Annotated in this window: 16 protein-coding genes; 14 read left to right on the top strand and 2 right to left on the bottom strand. The window is 45.3% G+C overall.

The genetic code is table 11. From position 1 onward, the window contains the following. Window positions 1-13: 13 nt before the first annotated feature. Window positions 14-1,666 (bottom strand): M14 family metallopeptidase, encoded by a 1,653-nt coding sequence (locus NAF01_RS12810; protein WP_250800346.1) that lies wholly within the window; start codon window positions 1,664-1,666, stop codon window positions 14-16. Between the two features lie 281 nt (window positions 1,667-1,947). Between NAF01_RS12810 and NAF01_RS12805 the strand changes: the two genes are divergently transcribed. The 11 genes from NAF01_RS12805 to NAF01_RS12755 all read left to right on the top strand — a co-directional run bounded on the left by NAF01_RS12805 (window position 1,948) and on the right by NAF01_RS12755 (window position 13,311). Then, window positions 1,948-3,156, top strand: a complete 1,209-nt coding sequence (locus NAF01_RS12805) for an acyl-CoA dehydrogenase (protein WP_250800344.1) — start codon at window positions 1,948-1,950, stop codon at window positions 3,154-3,156. 13 nt (window positions 3,157-3,169) lie between these two features. After that, a complete protein-coding gene (locus NAF01_RS12800; RefSeq protein ID WP_250800343.1) occupies window positions 3,170-3,943 on the top strand; it encodes an SDR family oxidoreductase in 774 nt (257 codons plus the stop codon). 29 nt (window positions 3,944-3,972) lie between these two features. Further along, entirely contained in the window at window positions 3,973-5,583 is a 1,611-nt protein-coding gene (locus tag NAF01_RS12795; RefSeq protein ID WP_250800341.1) for a long-chain-fatty-acid--CoA ligase, read from the top strand. Between the two features lie 53 nt (window positions 5,584-5,636). After that, window positions 5,637-6,200 (top strand): TetR/AcrR family transcriptional regulator, encoded by a 564-nt coding sequence (locus NAF01_RS12790; RefSeq protein WP_250800340.1) that lies wholly within the window; start codon window positions 5,637-5,639, stop codon window positions 6,198-6,200. Window positions 6,201-6,409: 209 nt separating this feature from the next. Next, on the top strand, window positions 6,410-7,294 hold the full coding sequence (locus NAF01_RS12785; RefSeq protein WP_250800338.1) for a 3-hydroxyacyl-CoA dehydrogenase family protein: 885 nt from the start codon (window positions 6,410-6,412) through the stop codon (window positions 7,292-7,294). A gap of 11 nt (window positions 7,295-7,305) precedes the next feature. Further along, window positions 7,306-7,707: an acyl-CoA thioesterase gene (locus NAF01_RS12780; RefSeq protein WP_197249837.1), complete on the top strand. Its 402-nt coding sequence runs from the start codon at window positions 7,306-7,308 to the stop codon at window positions 7,705-7,707. Between the two features lie 29 nt (window positions 7,708-7,736). After that, complete coding sequence (locus NAF01_RS12775; protein ID WP_250800337.1) at window positions 7,737-8,810, top strand: phosphotransferase family protein; 1,074 nt, start codon at window positions 7,737-7,739, stop codon at window positions 8,808-8,810. A gap of 33 nt (window positions 8,811-8,843) precedes the next feature. After that, entirely contained in the window at window positions 8,844-10,619 is a 1,776-nt protein-coding gene (locus NAF01_RS12770) for an acyl-CoA dehydrogenase family protein (protein WP_250800335.1), read from the top strand. Window positions 10,620-10,644: 25 nt separating this feature from the next. Then, on the top strand, window positions 10,645-11,622 hold the full coding sequence (locus NAF01_RS12765; protein WP_197215455.1) for a quinone oxidoreductase family protein: 978 nt from the start codon (window positions 10,645-10,647) through the stop codon (window positions 11,620-11,622). A gap of 117 nt (window positions 11,623-11,739) precedes the next feature. Continuing rightward, window positions 11,740-12,513 carry a class I SAM-dependent methyltransferase gene (locus NAF01_RS12760; protein ID WP_226620381.1) on the top strand — a complete coding sequence of 258 codons (774 nt, stop codon included), beginning with the start codon at window positions 11,740-11,742 and terminating at the stop codon, window positions 12,511-12,513. A gap of 12 nt (window positions 12,514-12,525) precedes the next feature. Further along, window positions 12,526-13,311: an SDR family oxidoreductase gene (locus NAF01_RS12755; RefSeq protein WP_250800334.1), complete on the top strand. Its 786-nt coding sequence runs from the start codon at window positions 12,526-12,528 to the stop codon at window positions 13,309-13,311. Between the two features lie 426 nt (window positions 13,312-13,737). Here NAF01_RS12755 and NAF01_RS12750 read toward each other — a convergent pair whose 3' ends face one another. Next, window positions 13,738-14,922 carry an MFS transporter gene (locus NAF01_RS12750; protein ID WP_250800332.1) on the bottom strand — a complete coding sequence of 395 codons (1,185 nt, stop codon included), beginning with the start codon at window positions 14,920-14,922 and terminating at the stop codon, window positions 13,738-13,740. A gap of 98 nt (window positions 14,923-15,020) precedes the next feature. Between NAF01_RS12750 and NAF01_RS12745 the strand changes: the two genes are divergently transcribed. The 3 genes from NAF01_RS12745 to eutC all read left to right on the top strand — a co-directional run bounded on the left by NAF01_RS12745 (window position 15,021) and on the right by eutC (window position 18,514). Continuing rightward, window positions 15,021-16,058, top strand: coding sequence for a DmpA family aminopeptidase (locus NAF01_RS12745; RefSeq protein WP_226620378.1), 1,038 nt, complete (start codon window positions 15,021-15,023; stop codon window positions 16,056-16,058). Window positions 16,059-16,268: 210 nt separating this feature from the next. Then, on the top strand, window positions 16,269-17,627 hold the full coding sequence (locus tag NAF01_RS12740; protein WP_250800330.1) for an ethanolamine ammonia-lyase subunit EutB: 1,359 nt from the start codon (window positions 16,269-16,271) through the stop codon (window positions 17,625-17,627). Between the two features lie 17 nt (window positions 17,628-17,644). Further along, window positions 17,645-18,514: an ethanolamine ammonia-lyase subunit EutC gene (eutC, locus tag NAF01_RS12735; protein WP_250800328.1), complete on the top strand. Its 870-nt coding sequence runs from the start codon at window positions 17,645-17,647 to the stop codon at window positions 18,512-18,514. Window positions 18,515-18,540: the final 26 nt, after the last annotated feature.

The following is an 18,540-nucleotide window of genomic DNA, read 5'->3' as shown; positions in this document are numbered from 1 at the left end:
AGCCTCTTATTCTTTATTTCAAAAATGGTTTCATATTTGATTTCTTCGGATCAATGGTAAAACGGTATATCGGCAATTCCTTCCCAACTTCAGAAGGGATATAGCCAAATGTCGTATAACTGTCTACAGATTCAGGCTCGAGCGAGAGGGAAAGCAGATTGGTTTGAGGCTGAGCAGTTAAAAATACATAGCTGCCTTTCGGAAATGTGACGTCCTTCTTCGTCAGCTCAGTTTCAACTTCTGCCAGATTCCTGCCTTCATATTCCCCTGCACCTTCCTTGGAAGTAACTGTAAAGGCTTCAGCAGGAAGGCTGACATTTTTCGGAAGTTTAAAGGCCTTTAACCCTTGAGCCTTTAATTTTTCAGCTACATCCTCATATCCTGGCATTATTAGATAAGCAGTAGGTCTTTCCCTTACCAATGTTGGTTCAGCATCGGTAGCACTTAAGTAATTTACAGGAATATCCTGAACAGTGCCGGTTGCGATGTCTACCATTTCAAGTGTTTCATTCTCCAGTTCTTTGTTTTCACTATCAATGATGATTGGATCATTGTCATTTGGCAGTAAGCCTTTTTTGATCAGATTAAGTCTTTCAAATGCGACCAGATTTTCTATTTGTTTTGCATGACTTGCCGTTTGCTTAAGAATACTCTCGTGAGTGGCGATTTGGGCGCTCACTCTGCGCTCAAAATCCTCACGTCCAATGCCAATGCCCCTGCTTTCTACGAGGAAGGAGAATGCAGGCTGAAGTCCGAATGCATTGCGGCCAATCCTTGGTTCAGTGGAGCCCTCGATAATTTCAATTTTACCCTGGTCATCCAGGCCGGCTGTATAGTAAATTTCCGCGGAGATGCCGTTATTCTCTAGCTCTTCCATGGTTGGTCCCACGAATAAACTGTCGGAAGCCTGACGGATTTTTTCCGGAATATTGAGGTTTCGGCCTGACTGGATCAGAATATCGTGGTACTTCAACGCTCCCTGTTCTCCAACTTGATTAAAAGCGCTGCTGTACACGGAATATTCATGAGCATCAATCACGACCTCCGGTAAATACTTATTGAATTCCTTATGAATGGCCTGGACCTCAGGTGATTCAAGTTTGATATGATCCCGGTTACCGTCCAGGCCGTTGGCAAGCTGCCGTTTAAAATCAAAGGAGCCATCAGGATTTACCCTTGGAATGACGATAATATTGATATCATCCAGCAGCTCTTTGCCCAAATCACCTGTAAGCCTATTGGCCAGGGCCAGGATGGATTCACCGCTGGCAGGCTCGTTGCCATGGATCTGGCTCTGAACCCATACAATCGGCTTTTTTGATAAATAGCCTGACCTGATCTGCTTGTCCTTTGTAAAATAAAGAGCTGGTATTTCACGGCCTTCCTGGGATGTTCCGATTGTTTTAACAGTGAGGTAAGGACTTTTAGCTTCGAGCTGTTTTATGTAAGACATCATTTCTTCTTGAGAAGTAAACGCTGCTTCACCTTCCCTTGAAAAGGCAGGAGTATTGTCCTTCACTTCAATGGCAGGAAAAAGGTGTCTGACTTGTTCAGGCTGGCTGTAGGATTTCCCGTAGTAGGGAGTTTCAGCCTGAACGGCAGGTGCAGCCAGCAAGGCTACAGACAGAATTACCGGTATAGTGCGTTTCTTTACTAGTTTTTTCATCTGCTAAGTTCCTCCTCATCTAATTTCAAATCAATAATAGAGTAAGAGAGTTGAATGTGTCAAAAAATTTAGAATAGTATAAATTGAGGAGTTTAAAGTTGGAAAAGCTGAAAAAGAAGTCATTGTAGGACTAAAGTAGTTCGGGGAGCGAACTAGAATAATAGGAGACTAGCAAAAAAAAAAAAATAAATTTTCAGAAAATTAGTTGATTAATTTCAGAGATTGTTTATACTAAACTTGTAACATACCGACCGGTCAGTTAGTGGAGGAGGGACAGGAATTTGGATTTCTCATACTCACCAAAAGTTCAGGAGCTCATAGGGAAATTAAATGTGTTTATGGAAGAGAACGTTTATCCGAACGAAGCTTCATATGAACAGCAATTGAATGAACAGGAAAATCGATGGAGTGCTATTCCGCCGATTATGGAAGAGCTGAAACGCAAGGCGAAAGCTGCAGGGTTATGGAACTTATTTTTACCGGAGAGCGAGTATGGCGCAGGACTCACGAACGTGGAATATGCCCCGCTTTGTGAGATTATGGGGCGATCAATGATTGCACCGGAAATCTTCAACTGCAATGCACCTGATACCGGCAACATGGAAGTGCTCGCAAGATACGGCACGGAGCAGCAGAAGAATGATTGGTTAAAGCCGCTGTTAGAAGGGGACATCCGATCCTGCTTTTCGATGACAGAGCCGGATGTGGCCTCCTCTGATGCCACAAATATTGAAGCGCGGATTGAAAAGCAGGGTACAGAATATGTCATCAATGGACGGAAGTGGTGGTCTTCAGGTGCGGGAGATCCGAGGTGCCGTATAGCGATCTTTATGGGAAAAACCGATCCGGACGCAAACCGTCATGAACAGCAATCCATGATTCTTGTTCCTATGGATACCCCCGGAGTAAAAATAGAGAGGATGCTTCCGGTGTTTGGCTATGATCACGCTCCACATGGCCATGCTGAAATTACATACGACAATGTCAGAGTTCCTGCTGAAAATATCATTTGGGGTGAAGGGAAAGGGTTCGCCATTGCACAGGGCAGGCTGGGTCCGGGACGCATCCATCATTGCATGAGGCTGATCGGGGCAGCAGAGCGCGCTCTTGAGGAATTATGTAAGCGTGTACAAAATCGAACTGCTTTTGGCAAAACGCTCGCAAGCCAGGGTGTCATCCGTGAATGGATAGCGGATTCCCGGATTGAAATTGAGCAGGCAAGACTATTAACGCTTAAAGCTGCCCATATGATGGATACTGCCGGCAACAAAGTGGCGAAAACCGAGATTGCTATGATCAAGGTCGTGGCGCCATCCATGGCCCTTAAGGTAATTGACCGGGCAATCCAGGCGTTTGGAGCAGCTGGAGTGAGTGAGGATGTCCCGCTTGCCGCACTGTGGGCAAATGCCAGAACGCTGAGATTGGCAGACGGTCCAGATGAAGTCCACCGGGCACAGATTGCTAAGCTTGAATTGAAAAATTACCAATAGGAGCTGAAAAATCATGAAGGTAATGGAACTATTTGACCTAACCGGAAAGACTGCACTGATTACTGGAGGCGGGCGAGGGCTGGGTGCTCAGATTGCCGAAGGATTAGCCGAAGCAGGGGCAAATGTTGTGCTTTGTTCAAGAAAAGTGGAGGCATGTCAGGAAACCGCTGACCGCCTTGCAGCACTTGGTGTGAACACATTAGCGCTTTCCTGTGACATCAGTATACAGGAGGATGTCCAAAAAGTGGTTGAAGAGACGGTTCAGGAATTTGGGGCTATCGATATTCTGGTCAACAACAGCGGGGCTACCTGGGGAGCTCCCGCGGAAGAAATGCCGCTTGAAGCCTGGCAAAAAGTCATCAATGTAAATGTGACAGGGACATTTTTAATGAGCCAGGCTGCAGGCAAGGTCATGATCGAACAGGGATCAGGAAAAATCATTAATATTGCCTCTGTTGCCGGCCTTGGAGGCACGGACCCCAGGGTGATGGATACAATCGGCTATAACACCAGCAAAGGGGCAGTCATTACGATGACAAAGGACCTGGCTGTAAAATGGGGCAGGTATGGCATCAATGTGAATGCCATTGCTCCAGGTTTTTTCCCTACAAAAATGTCCTCGGCGATTATGGAGCAGGGACGAAACCCCATCCTGGACGCAACACCGCTCAGTCGCTTCGGCTCTGAGGATGATTTGAAAGGCGCCGCATTGTTCCTGGCTTCCAATGCTTCAAATTATGTGACGGGAGACGTATTAATTGTTGATGGCGGAACACATGCAATGTAAAATGGCAAATTATGTTGGAGGGATTTCAAATGACCGATAAGAAAACCTGGCATGCACACTATCCTGAATCCATTGCAGCTGAAGTAACCATTCCAAGTAAATCGATGCCTGAGATGCTTCAGGAAGTGACAGCGATGTATCCGCAGAATATGGCACTATCTTTTTATGGACGAAAGATGAATTACGCGGAACTTCAAAAAGCCGTCTATGGATTTGCCGCATCCCTGCAGAAAAATGGTGTTCAAAAAGGCGACCGTGTTGCCATCATGCTTCCTAATTGCCCGCAATATGTGATTGCTTATTATGGAATACTTGCAGCAGGAGCGATTGTTACTCAAGTAAACCCGATGCTGGTTGAGCGCGAGATCGAGCATATCATGAATGACTCTGGTTCTGAAACTCTTGTCGTGTTTGATGCCCTATATCCCCGGGTTAAGGGTGTTCAAGACAGAACGAAGGTTAGAAATATAGTCATTGTCAGTCTGCAGCCAACAGAAGCAGATTTTTCACCTGACAAAACATTCGAAGGTTTTATACAGGAAGCCAGTGGACAATACACCCCGGTCAACATTGAGCCCCAGCAGGATATTGCCGTTCTTCAATATACGGGCGGAACAACCGGACGGTCAAAAGGAGCCATGCTGACTCATTACAATGTTCTCGCAAATGTGGTACAGTCTTATGAATTTTTTAAAGATAGAACGGAAATAGGCGGGGAAAAATTCTTAACCGTCATTCCGCTGTTCCATGTTTTTGGCATGACTGCCTGCATGAACTTTGCCATTTATACGGCCAATGAATCGATTTTATTGCCGCGCTTTGATGTGGAGGAAGTGTTAAATACAATTAAAAATGAGCAGCCATCTGTATTTCCTGGTGTTCCAACTATGTATGTGGCCATCACCAATCATCCGCATGCAGAGGAATATGGCATTGACAGCATTGAAACCTGCAATAGCGGCAGCGCGCCTATGCCTGTCGAACTGCTGCGGGATTTTGAAAAAAAGACGGGAGCAAAAATTCTTGAAGGTTATGGTTTATCAGAAGCTTCCCCGGTAACACACTGCAATCCGCCATTTTCAGAAAGAAAGCCTGGAAGCGTCGGAATCGGTTTTCCTTCAACTGATTATAAAGTAGTCGATTTGGCCACAGGAACAGAAGAAGTTCCGAATGGAGAACTCGGTGAGGTCATCATAAAGGGACCGCAGATCATGAAAGGATATTGGAATATGCCTGAGGAGACGGCCGTTACATTACGGGATGGATGGCTCTACACCGGTGATATTGCGAGAATGGATGATGACGGCTTCCTTTATATTGTCGACCGTAAGAAAGACCTGATCATTGCGAGCGGGTATAATATTTATCCTCGCGATATTGAGGAAGTGCTCTATGAGCATCCTGCAGTTCAGGAGGCTGTCGTCATTGGTGTCCCGGATCCTTACCGGGGTGAAACAGTTAAAGCTTTCGTCGTGCTGAAAGCCGGTAAAACGGCGGCCCAAGAAGAAATCATTTCATACTGCAGGCAGAACCTGGCTGCCTATAAAATTCCATCGGCTGTAGAATTCCGAGAGGAGCTTCCAAAAACCAATGTCGGAAAAATCCTTCGAAGAGCTCTGCGGGATGAAGTCCGGAGTTAATCGTTTTGTGATATAATGCTGTCGATATTTTCTAACAGAAGCGGGGACTGACATTGAAAGAAAAAATTACTGAAAAGAGCATCCGGCTATTTGATCAGAAAGGTTTCAGCGAAACATCGATTCAGGATATCGTCGACAGCCTCGGTGTCACGAAAGGCACGTTTTATTACTATTTCTCGAGCAAAGAACAACTGCTGATGGACATCCATCTTCGCTATATAGATGACATGCTGGCCAATCAGCAGGAAATCCTCGGGGAAGAGTCAAAATCCTGCAAAGACAAACTCCTTTCGATTGTCCAAATGCTGCTGGGCAATATCAAAACCCAGGGAGCGAGCGCGAAAGTCTTTTTCAGGGAAATGCGCAACCTTAGTGAAGAAAGCTTATCGGAAATCATTCCAAAAAGGGATCAGTTCAGGCTGAATATCGAAAAATTAATAGAAGAAGGCAAGCAGAACGGAGAGTTCCGTGCAAACCTCCACTCTCCGATTATCGCCTTTGGAATCTTAGGCGTCACCAACTGGAGCTACCAGTGGTTCAATCCGGAGGGAAGCATATCCGACAGGGAAGTGGCAGAGATCTTTACGGAAATGATATTAAAGGGGATAGAGATGTAGCTAGATATTGGTGAGTTTTTCAATTTATCGGCGAAAATTTAATATTTATCAGCGAATTTTTAAATAAATCGGCGAAAATTTAATATTTATCAGCGAATTTTTAAATATATCGGCGAAATTTAAATTTTATCAGCGAATTCTTGAAAAACCTGAGAAATTTTGATTTTCCCGCAAAACATACCAACTGGTCAGTATAAGGAGGATAAACGATGAATGCAAAGGATGTTAAGCAAATTACCGTTATAGGTGCCGGACAAATGGGCCACCAGATCGGAATGCTCTGTGCTCTTGGAGGCTATGAGACGATTATCCAGGATTTGAGCGAAGCCGCATTGCAGGATGCCGAGGCTAAGCTGCAGATGATTATGTCAAAATGGGTTGCCAAGGGGAAGCTGGATGAAGATGCGAAAGCCGCTGCTTTCGGAAAGCTTCGTTTCTCCAGCAGCCTTCAGGAAAGTGTCCTAAACTCCGACTTAATCATTGAAGCCGTAACGGAAAAGCTTGATGTGAAAAAAGAGGTATTCAGAAAACTGGAAGAGTACGCGCCTCCTCATGCCATCTTTGCAACCAATAGCTCCACAATCGTTAATAGTTTAATAGCCGGTGAAACTGAGCGGCCTGAAAAAGTCGTTAATATGCATTTCTTCTTTCCACCTCTTGTGATGGACTGTGTGGAAGTAGTCATGAGTGAACAGACGTCTGAAGAAACCGCACAAATAGCGATGGAAGTCTGTGAAAAGATTAATAGAACAGCTGTCCTTTTGAAAAAAGAAATTTCCGGCTTCGTCGCAAACCGCATTCTCGGTGCACTCCAAAAAGAGGCAGTGGCTCTGTATGAACAGGGGATTGCCGACTATAAAGATATCGATATCATCTGCCGGAAAGCCTTGAACCACCCAATCGGCCCGTTTGAACTCATGGATTTATCCGGACTTGATGTGGCCTATTATGTAATGGATCAGCGTTATCGGGAGACAGGAGATCCTGCAGATAAGCCATTTGACTGTGTTGCCGAAAAAGTGGCAAAGGGAGAATTGGGGAGAAAGACAGGTAAGGGCTGGTATGAGTATTCTTCCAATAAGGTGAAGAGTTAAGGGGTGCCATCATGCATGAAATGCAGGTAACAGTAAGGTTTTGCGAAACTGATGCTCTTGGCCATATCAACAATACAAGTTATTTTATTTACCTTGAAGAAGCACGGGTGAAATACTTCGAGACACTTGGCTACAGCATGGATGTGAAAAAATGGAGTTTTATCCTGGCCTCCACAAAATGCGACTTTCTAAGCCAGGGATATTTTAACCAAATCCTAACGGTGAAAACCTGGGTATCAAGGATTGGCAGCAAAAGCTTTCAGCTCGATCATGAAATTGTATGCACTCAGACAGGAAACCTTATTGCCAAAGGGAGCGCCGTAATCGTCTATTTTAATTTCGCCAAACAGGAAAGTGCTGTTATACCTGATCTTCTAAGGGAAGGTCTAAACCAAAATGTAAGAGAAACATAATTTAATTTTCCTTTAAAAAGGAGGACCACATGCCGAAGCAAATGAGCCAGGATACCATTCCCGTTAGAAAAGGAGAGCAATTGAATACCGCTGAATTGGAAAAATTCCTGCGGAACGAGATGGCTAATCTTCCAAATCAACCGCTTAAGATTCTTCAGTTCCATGCTGGGCACTCCAATCTTACCTATCAGCTGAAAATGGGAGAGTGGGAAGCCGTGCTGCGCAGGCCTCCGCTTGGACCTGTCGCACCAAAAGCTCATGACATGGAGAGGGAATACAGGGTGATTTCTGAGATACACCCCTTTTTCAAAGAAGCCCCGAAGCCGATCCTGTTTACGAATAATAGTGAAATCACAGGAGCACCATTTTTCATTATGGAACGGCGGCATGGAATTGTTTTAGATACCTCATTCCCTGAAGGAATGGAACGGGACGAGGAAATTTGCAGAAGACTGTCTCAAATTATGGTTGATAAGCTGGCAGAACTTCATTCCATTGACTATAAAAGGACAGGTCTAGCGGAAATCAGCAATCCCGATGGATTTATGAAAAGGCAGGTGCATGGCTGGATTGGCCGGTATGAGCGGGCAAAGACAGATGAAGTTTCTGAAGCGGATACGCTGAAAAAGTGGATGACCCATCATATCCCGGTTAGCCCTGAGCCATCCGTCATCCATTATGATTACAAGCTGAACAATGTAATGTTCAATGAGGATTTAACAGAAATGACGGGCCTTTTCGACTGGGAGATGGCAACGGCAGGTGATCCGCTGGCAGATCTTGGTGCCGCGATGAGCTATTGGATTCAGGGAGACGATCCCGATCTGCTCAAGTTTGGATTAGGAAAACCCCCGGTAACAGTTCTAAATGGCTTTTACTCCCGCAGAGAATTTATGGAGGCCTATGCTGGAAAAACAGGCCGTGATCTCAGCAGAATGAATTTTTATTTAACATTTGCCTATTTTAAGCTGGCCGTCATTTGCCAGCAAATCTATTACCGCTACAAGAAAGGCCAAACAGCAGATCCGCGGTTTTCACAATTCAATAGATTCGTTAAAGTGCTTCTGAAACATGCTGTACAGGCGGCAGATGAAAAAATCTGAGATGAAGAAATGCTGAGGAGAGTGAATCCGTAAATGGAAAAAGTAAACACAGCCAATCGCGGTGCGAGTTTCTTGTTCACAAAGCTAAATCCTGAAACACTTTTCACACCCGAGAATTTTTCAGATGAGCATATCTTAATCGGAAGAACAGCTAAACAATTTACTGAAAAAATGGTTCACCCTGAAAAGGACCGGATCGAAAACCAGGAATTCGAGCTGGTAACGGATTTACTTAGGAAGGCGGGCGAACTGGGCTTGCTTGCCCATAGCATTCCCGAAAATTATGGCGGCCTTGGCCTGGATAAAATCAGCAAGGGGATCGTCGGAGAAAACATTGCCTCATCAGGCGGTTACGGGGTAGCCCACTCGAACCATACTTGCATTGCAACCCTGCCGATCACTTACTTCGGAACTCCTGAGCAAAAAGAAAAGTACTTGCCGAAGCTTGCTTCAGGGGAGTACATAGGCGCTTACTGCCTGACAGAGCCGAACGCAGGATCTGATGCTCTATCCTCCCAGACTACCGCCGTTTTGAATGAGGATGGGACCCATTACATTTTAGATGGCACGAAAATTTATATTACGAATGCTGTATTTTCAGATACATTCATTGTATATGCCAAAGTGGACGGCCGGCATTTTACCGCATTTATCGTCGAACGGGACACACCAGGATTATCCCTTGGCCCGGAAGAAAATAAGATGGGCATTAAAGGATCGTCAACCAGATCGGTCATTTTTGAGGATTGTCCTGTGCCAGCAGAAAATCTGCTTGGGGAAGTGGGCAAAGGCCATATCATTGCTTTGAACGTCTTGAATTTGGGCCGTTTCAATTTAGGTTCAGCCTGCATGGGGGCAGCAAAAACCGGCTTGAAGAAAACACTCCAATTTACAGGGGAAAGAAAGCAGTTTGGGAAGTCGATCGCTGATTTTCCGGCTACCAAGGAAAAAACGGCGAAGATGGCAGGAAGAATCTACGCCGCTGAATCACTGCAATACCGCACCGCAAGCCTGCTGGAGGAATCATTGGGAGACTTATATGAATCAACTGATGTAAAACTTATTGGAAAAAGAATGAGCGAATATGCCACAGAATGTGCGATCTGCAAGGTGTTTGGCTCGGAAACACTGGATTATACGGCAGATGAAGCACTGCAGCTTCATGGCGGAGCGGGATTCATCAAGGAATACGGTGTGGAACAAATGTATCGGGATTCCCGCATTAACCGTATTTTTGAAGGTACAAATGAGATTAATAGATTGCTGATTCCTACTCACCTTTTCCGAAAAGCGCTGAAGGGTGAAATCGATTTAGCAGCAAGAGTGGAGGAAGCGATTGTTCGCTTGAGCAAACCTGCACCAATCGGGCAGGCGATTTTTGAGAAAGAGAGAGCAGCGGTTGATACTATAAGAAACCTATTCCTGCTGAATGCCGGACTCGCCTATGAAGCATTTGGCGATACCCTTGTTCATGAACAGGAAGCCCTAATGAAGCTTGCGGATCTCGCCATTGCCCTGTATGCAGCAGAATCAGCAGTTTATCGGACATACAAAGCCATTCAGAAAAATGGTGAAGAAAAAGAAGAATTGAAGATTCACCTGACCAGGACTTTTCTGGAAGGTGCAATATGGGAAGCTGAAAGGCTATCCCGCCAATTAGTGTCCGAATTGTCTTCAGATGAGAAAAAGGATGCGCTGATCGGATTAATCATCCGGGAATGCAGCAGGTTCAGCTCCTTTGGGAAAGAAAGTGCAAGGAACCGGAGAATAGCTGAGCTCATGTATGAAAAAGGCGAATATTGCTGCTAGAAATATAGAAAAGGAGTGTTTGAAAATGAAAGCCATTCAATTCAAAGAATATGGGGGACCTGAAGTCCTTGATGTAATCGAACTGGATCGGCCGCAGCCGACCGGACGGGAAGTTTTAATCGAAGTGCATGCGATCGGAGTGAACTATGCCGATACCGCAAGAAGAGAAGGGCAATATGTTGTGCCGACACCTCTGCCGTTCATTCCCGGTGCAGAGGTGGCAGGTGTTGTCGCAGCCGCGGGTGAAGAGGCGAGTATTCCGGTTGGCACAAGAGTGGTGACGCTAATAGAATCAGGAGGCTACTCAGAGTATGTCACAGCCGATGAAAGGGGTTTGATTCCGCTGCCGGAAGGACTGGATTTCAATCTTGCTGCGGCACTGCCCCTGCAAGGACTGAGTGCCTATCATATTTTGAAAACGATGGGCCGGCTTGAAGCGGGTGAAAGCGTCCTGGTCCATGCAGCTGCGGGAGGAGTGGGAACACTTGCCGTTCAGCTTGCAAAATTATTCGGGGCCGGGACTGTCATTGCTACCGCCAGCACTGCTGAAAAACTGCAGCTTGCAAAAGAAATGGGAGCCGATGTCCTCGTCAACTATACAAATGAAGGCTGGGAAAATGAAGTACTCGAAGCAACAGGCGGAAAAGGTGTAAATGTGGCACTCGAAATGGCAGGCGGCGAAATTTTTAATAAAACCCTGAAATGCCTTGCCACCTTTGGCCGCCTTGTTATTTATGGTGTGGCAAGCGGGGAGCAGAGCCGGTTTTATCCTTCTTCCTTAATGGGGCGGAATCAATCGGTCATCGGATTTTTCCTGCCGCAAATAATGAGGAAACCGGAATTGCTGCAGCCGAGCATGAAGGAATTATTATCCTATACAGCCCAAGGGAAGCTGAAGCTGACTATTGGTGAAGTCCATCCTCTTGAGGACGCTGCCAAAGTACATGAGCGAATGCAGTCTAGGCAAACAAAAGGGAAGCTAATTCTTGTGCCTGCCAGATAAACAGCAGCCTGCCATTTCACCAAGTGGCAGGCTCTTTTTCTATTAATCTGACAGGATTATAGGGATTTGTATAGAAACTAAATAGTATAGGTGAATTTTTGATGGTGGTGATTACATATGGAAAAGGAAGAAATAAAAAAAAAGGTACAAAATACATTCGGTAAAAACGCAGAAAAATATGTGACAAGCAAAATTCATGGAGATGCGGCAGAATTACATCAGCTTGTTCAAACCCTGAATCCGCAGAAGGATTGGGTGGTGCTGGATATCGCGACAGGCGGCGGGCATGTGGCCAAAAGTCTGGCACCCTTTGTTTCCCAGGTCTTCGCAGCTGATTTGACAAAAGAAATGCTGGCGAATACCGCACGCCATCTGGAAAGCTATAAAAATATCTGGTATATCGTTGCAGACGCGGAAACTTTGCCTTTTCTGGATGAGTCCTTTGATGCTGTCACGTGCCGGATCGCGCCACACCATTTTCCCCATCCGGAAAAGTTCATTGCTGAAGCTGGCAGGGTTTTAAAATCAGGGGGAAGATTTCTGTTAGTTGATAATGTATCACCCGATGAAAAAGAGCTCGCAGACTATATGAACACAGTTGAGAAAATGCGGGATGACAGCCATTACCGGTGTTTGTCAACGGCAGAGTGGAGAAAGCTATTTGCTGCTTCCGGACTAAATGAAACAAACGCAAAGAGCAGGAAGAAAACCTTCGAATTCCCTTCCTGGGTGAGACGAACGGCTGAAAGTGAAGAACAGATTAAGGCAGTCGAAGAGTATATTCTGCAGGCTGATCAGGCTGCTGCGGATTATTTTCAAATTGAACTACATGAAGGCAAGGTCCAATCCTTTAAAGTGGATGAATGGATGGCGCTTTGCGTTAAAAAATAGGAGGAAACGATCATGGATTTAAAACTGAAAAATAAAAAAGCGCTTGTCGTGGCTTCAAGCCAGGGCCTCGGAAAAGCCATTGCAGCACAGCTTGCAAAAGAAGGCACCAAGGTCATGATAACAAGCAGGGACGAAGCAAAACTAAAGAGCGTTCAAAAGGAATTCCGTGACCAATTCAATGCCGATGTTGAGTATTACCGCGCAGATGTTACGGACCCTGAGGATATAAAGAACCTGATTCAGCATACAGCTGAAACCCTTGGGGGAATTGATATATTAATCAATAACGCCGGAGGGCCACCCGGGGGGACGTTTGAAAACCTGACAGATGAAGACTGGGAAAAAGCGTTTCAGCTAAATCTATTAAGCCATGTCAGGCTGATCCGCGAGGCACTTCCTGAATTAAAGAAAAATGGCGGCAGGATCATTAATATAGCATCATCAAGCATAAAGCAGCCGATTCCGGGCCTGCTCTTATCCAATACATTCCGGCTTGGGATTGTCGGACTGACCAAAACACTCTCAGAGGAATTGGCAGCTTATAATATCTTAATTAATACAGTAGCTCCGGGAAGAATTGCGACCGACCGCGTTGATTATCTGGATCAGCATAACGCAGACCGGCAGAATATCACCAAAGAAGAAGTTGCTGAAAGAGCCAAAAGCAAAATTCCGCTGGGCAGATACGGAACCCCGGAAGAATTTGCGAACGTCGTCACCTTCCTTGCATCTGATGCCAGCAGCTACGTGACCGGAAGCTCCATTTTAGTCGATGGCGGGATGGTGAAAGCTTTATAAGAGGAATTACTGTTCCGGCAGTTAGAGTATGAGATCGAATTTGGTGCAGCTTCGGACAGAGAAATTGGAAAAACTAAAGTGTAAGGCCGAAACTGGCGCAACTTCGGACACAAAAAGCAGAGAAACCATGATCTGAGTCCGAATTCGGTGCAACTTCGGGCAGAGAAAGCAGAGAAACCATGATTTGAGTCCGAATACGGGTCAACTTCGGACAGAGAAGTCGGAAAGCCAGTAGTGTAAGTCCGAACCTGGTGTAACTTCGGACACAAAAAGCAGAGAAACCATGATCTGAGTCCGAACCCAGCCCAACTTCGGACACTGACCGCGAAAATCACAAGCTCAAAGTCCGAACCCACCGCACCACCTGAAAACTCACCCAAAATAAAAAGACGATTTTCCGCATCTCCCGGAAAATCGTCTTTCGCATTAACCCCTTTTTGTCACCAGAATCCAGATATACAGTAGAATTGAAATCACTACCGATCCGGCTGCTGTCAAATAAATGGTGCTATACCCAAACAAATGAGCGATCTGCCCAAACACGATGGCGCCAATCCCTACTCCAAGGTCAAAGAAGGAAAAGAACGTAGCATTGGCCATCCCGCGCCGATTGGCAGGCGCTTCTTTTACAGACCAGGCTTGAAGGGCAGGCTGGACTGAACCAAATCCGAGACCATAAAGAATCGCAGCTATATACATAATCATGCTGCTCGGAAGCCACGCCAGCAGGAACATGGCTGCCAAAATCAGCACCGCTCCTGGTAAGAATACAGCCTGGTGACCTCTTTGATCATATAATCTGCCGGCAAAAGCCCGGGAAAGCATTAAAGCTATGGCAAACAGCAGAAAGTACCAGTGGATGCCGCCTATCCCTTTTTGGGCTGAATATATAGGAAGAAATGATGCGATGCCCCCGAAGGTGACGGTGATGAAAAATAAAAGAAATGAAGGCCTTAAAGCACTTTTTTCATAGATGTCCCAGCGCTTCTGGGGAACAGTTTGTTTTTCAGCCTGCTTGTAGTTGATCCTCGATGACAACACCAGTGCGGCTAAACCCAGCAGAGCACAAATTAAGAATAAGAGTTTGAAAGAGATGACTCCGGCGAGCGCCAGTCCGAGGGTGGGGCCGAATGCAAGGGCAATGTTCCCGGAAAGCCCGAAATATCCCATTCCTTCTCCCCGCCGCTTTGCAGGAATTAAATCCGTGGCAATGGTTCCCGAGGCTGTAGTGGAGAAACCCCAGCCAAATCCCTGGATAATCCTTAAAACAAATAAGAAGATTAAACTATTAATAAAACCAAATGACCCAACCGAGAGCACGAAAATTGCCAGGCCTGTTAAATAGACAAAGCGCCTGCCTTTGGTCTCCAGCGTATGCCCTGCATAAGGACGCAATAGCAGAGCCGAAAATGTAAAGATCCCGACCACTATCCCGATCAGCTGGTCATTCCCGCCCAATTTTTCCACAAAAAGAGGGATCGTGGGCAATGTCATTTGAAATCCGAGAAAAATAAAAAAGTTGGAAATCAAGATCAGAACAAAATCCCTGGACCATATCTTTTCGGAACCTGCAGTCTGTTTTTTTGCTTCTCCTGATAAAGTATCAGCCATATAATTCCTCCCAGAATGGTGTAAAATGATTAGGTAATCTAAATATTTTACTATTATAAAGGAAAACAAAGGGAAATTCTATTTTAAGGAGCGTCAAGATGAAGATTAGAGAAAGAGGAGTAACAATTGGAACACTGAGACCTGGAAAAAAGAATTGCATTACAGATATAGATGGAGTCATGGCAGGCCACATCACTCTGGACTATCCTCTGGATAATGACCAATATGTCTGTACGGGCGTAACGGCCGTTTTACCGCATGGAGGAAATCTCTTTCGTGAAAAAGTCCCGGCAGCCTCCTATGTCATCAATGGCTTTGGTAAAACGACGGGTCTGGTGCAGGTGGAAGAACTGGGTATGATTGAATCTCCAATTATGCTGACAAATACATTTGGGGTGCCGTCAGTCACACAGGGAACGCTGGAATACCTGCTAAAAACCACGCCGGAAATTGGAGACACAACCGGAACCGTTAATATCGTCACAGGGGAATGCAACGACGGGTATTTAAATTCCATTCGGACACTCCCTGTAAAACCGGAACATGCAATAGAAGCCATTCAAAATGCCAAACCGGAAAAGGTGGAAGAAGGTGCGGTCGGAGCTGGTACAGGCATGGTGTGTTGTGGGTATAAAGGGGGCGTGGGTGCTTCTTCACGGGTAATCACTGTAGAACAAAGCACAAATGAATACAAAATCGGATGTCTGGTGGTCACGAACTTTGGCAATAGAGACGAATTTCCGTTCATTAAATACGGACTGTCAGAAATTCAGCCGAAAACAAAGGACACGCCTGATGGCTCAATCATGATTATCCTGGCTACAGACGCACCTGTCAGTGACAGGCAGCTGAAAAGGCTCGCGAAGAGATGCGGCATAGGCCTAGGACGCACAGGAAGCCATTTCAGCAACGGCAGCGGTGACATTGTTATCGCTTTTTCCACCGCAAACAAGAGCTTTCATGAAAGCAGCAATATGATCGAAGCTGCCTATTTTATCAGAGATGATCATCCCATCATGAATCAGCTTTTTCAAGGTGCGGCCGAGGCTGCAGAGGAAGCGATTCTTAATTCGCTGTCACAGGCAAAGACCACAAATGGGCGGAACGGAAGAGTGGTGGAGGGGATGTTTTCATAAAAAAGTGTCAGATCATATAATCAAAAAAGTCTATCTTTTCAGTTAACTGCTTGGTATAATGATAAAAAAGTGAAAATATCAGGTGAAGACGCCTTAATAGGTAAGCTGTTAATCAGCTTATGCTATTATGGCGTCTTTTTGTTTGGAGCAGCTTGTAATCGCTTTCTCTATCGTTGCCGACTGCTTTTTATACTCGAAGGGAGGCTATTTATGTATACATGTACGTTAAAAAATCAAACTTATCAGTTCCGTTCTATTGCGGATGTATTGGCAAAAGCCAGTGAGGAGAAGTCCGGGGATAAAATGGCAGGCATTTCTGCAGGATCCTCTATTGAACGAATGGCAGCCAAAGTGGTGTTAAGTGAAATCAAGCTAAAAGAAATTTACGAGAATCCCGTCATTCCGTACGAAAAGGATGAAGTAACACGTATTATCTATGATGACCTAAATCTTTTTATCTATAAAGAAATTGCAAATTGGTCTGTTGGGGAATTGCGAGATTATATTTTGTCCCACCAAACACGCACATCGGATTTGTTTAGAATCAGCAAAGGCCTGACAAGTGAAATGATTTCTGCTGCAGCAAAGCTTATGTCGAGCATCGATTTGGTCATGGCTTCACAGAAAATCCGGCCGACTGCCCATTGCAACACAACGATAGGCGAGGCTGGACGTCTGGCATTCAGGTGCCAGCCCAACCATCCCATTGACCATCCCGATGGCATTCTTGCCTCCATGAAAGAAGGCCTTTCCTATGGATCAGGGGATGCTGTTATTGGTGTGAACCCTAACAATGATTCTGTTGAATCAGTATCGAGAATTCTTCATATGACTCATGATTTTATACAAAAGTGGGAAATTCCAACACAGAACTGTGTGCTTGCTCACATCACAACACAAATGCAGGCTCTCAAAAAAGGTGCTCCAATCGCTTTAATGTTCCAGAGTCTTGCAGGTACACAGGCTGCAAATGAAGACTTTGGGGTTTCAAAAGAGATGCTGGATGAAGCGTTTCAGCTGATGGCTAAGCATGGGACCTCAACTGGCCCTAATCAGCTTTATTTCGAAACTGGCCAGGGATCTGAAGTTTCTCTGGATGCCCACCTTGGCATTGATATGCAGACACTCGAAGCACGCACCTATGGATATGCACGTCATTGGAAACCGTTCATGGTTAATAATGTTTCGGGTTTTATCGGGCCTGAGACCATTTACGACGGAAAACAAGTTATCCGTGCAGACTTGGAAGACCTTTTTATGGGGAAAATGCATGGGCTTCCAATGGGGATTGCTCCTACTTATACCAATCATATGCAGGCAGATCAAAATGACCAGGAAATCGCCGGTATGCTTACCGCACTTGCAGGAGCAAATTTTTATATGGGCGTGCCTGGAGGAGACGATGTCATGCTAAGTTACCAGGATACCAGCTATCATGATGATGCCAGCTTAAGAGAAATGCTGGGGCTTCGTCCTCTTCGTGAATTCGAGATATGGCTTGAGAATATGGGCATAATGGAGAATGGAAGATTGACAGAACGAGCGGGAGATCTATCAATTTTCAAATAGGAAAGGGGGAGCATTTAGTGGATATTCAGACAATTGTAAAACAGGTAATGGAAGAACTTCAGAAAGAAGGACAAATAAAAAGCGGAGATAAACCAGCAAACGATGCCGTACATACAAAGGAATCCAGTGTCCGCACTATCATTTACGAAAAAGTGAAACAATCAGGTGTAGATCTGCCGGCCGATCTGCAAGAGATAGAGAAGGTACAAGCCATCACACCTGCGAGAATTGGGATTGGGCGGACAGGAACACGAATGAAAACAAGGAATTACCTCGATTTCAGAATAGATCACGCGGCAGCCCAGGACGCCGTTTTTAAAGACGTCTCTGAGAAATTACTGAACGAATTAAAGCTGCCGGTGCTCCATTCAAAAGCTGAAACGATGGATCAATACTTAATGGACCTGGACAGCGGACGAAAGCTCCATGATTCATCAAGGCAATGGGCAGAAGAAAATCTTCCGAAAAATAAAGAAGTGCAAATCATTGTATCGGATGGGCTGAGCTCAACAGGTGTTGAAGCAAATATAAGAGATTTGCTTCCTGCGCTGGTCCAGGGGCTTCAATCAAAAAGTATTTCCCTTGGAGAACCTGTCTTTATTAAGCGGAGCAGGGTTTGGATTCAAGATGATCTTGCTTCTATTGTGAATTGTGATTGTGTCATTTCACTTATCGGAGAACGCCCTGGATTGGCAACTGCTAAAAGCATTAGTGCCTACCTGATCTATCAGCCAAATGAGGATACAGTTGAAGCCGATCGCACGGTAATCAGCAATATTCACGAAGGGGGGGTTCCCCCGGTTGAAGCAGGAGCCCATCTGGCAGATTTAATAGAGGACATATTAAAACACAAAGCAAGCGGTGTAAAATTATCTCAGCTCAAATAGTTGAAGAAGGCAGCAGGAATGAACTT

The sequence above is a fragment of the Cytobacillus firmus genome (assembly GCF_023657595.1).
Classification (GTDB): domain Bacteria; phylum Bacillota; class Bacilli; order Bacillales; family Cytobacillaceae; genus Cytobacillus; species Cytobacillus firmus_B.
This window is presented reverse-complemented; position numbering and strand designations above follow the sequence as displayed.